Origin of the sequence: Vibrio sp. 10N.261.54.A5 (assembly GCF_041471145.1) — a bacterium.
Lineage (GTDB): Bacteria > Pseudomonadota > Gammaproteobacteria > Enterobacterales > Vibrionaceae > Vibrio > Vibrio crassostreae_C.
Genome location: NZ_JBFRNU010000031.1, coordinates 1 through 801 on the forward strand (window position 1 = coordinate 1; position 801 = coordinate 801).

Below are 801 nucleotides of genomic sequence, written 5' to 3' on the forward strand. Positions count from 1 at the left end.
TCGGTTTTGTTAAAGACGCATCGGATGTTGAAACCAACGTCTTCACTATTAGCTTCTCGGATACCAACTTAGGTCAATACACCTTCACCTTACTTGAAGCGTTAGACCATGTTGATGGCCTTGCAAATAATGATCTGAGCTTTGACCTGCCTGTTTACGCCGTTGATAGCGATGGCGATGATTCTTTGGTTTCTCAGTTAAATGTAACCATCGGTGATGATGTTCAAGGCATGAGCAATGGCATCCTGAATATCGAAGAGCCGACCGTCGCCGATCTGGCCGCAGGGGTGGTGACCACAACTACCATTGATGTGATGCCAGAGCAGAGTGCTGACGGTGCTACCATTACTGAGTTCACTTACGATGGTGGGACTCCACTGACGCTTGACCAAGCTGATACCGGTGAGCAAGAGTTTGTGTTTGCTGAAGGCTCTTTGTTTATCACACTTGAAGGTGAAGTACGTTTCGAGCCAAATCGCAATCTAAACCACACAGCGAGCGAAGACATCGTGAAGTCGATTGTGGTGACTTCAAGCGATTTAGATAACGATGTACTGACGTCAACGGTCACTCTGACTATTACTGATGGTGATATCCCAACCATTGATGCAGTGCCAAGCGTTACTCTGTCTGAAACTAATCTTAGTGACGGCTCAGCGCCAAGCGGCAGTGCTGTAAGTCAAACAGAGACGATTACCTTCACCAATCAAAGTGATGATGTGGCGAGTTTCCGTATTGAGCCAACAGAGTTCAATGTGGGCGGTGCACTGAAATCGAATGGATTTGCGGTCGAGATAAAAG

At 46.9% G+C, this 801-nt stretch carries 1 protein-coding gene; it reads left to right on the top strand.

Annotated elements, in window-relative coordinates; translation table 11 throughout:
* The coding region (locus AB4329_RS09950) for a hypothetical protein (protein WP_372138190.1) at positions 1-801 on the top strand (801 nt) is incomplete at both ends.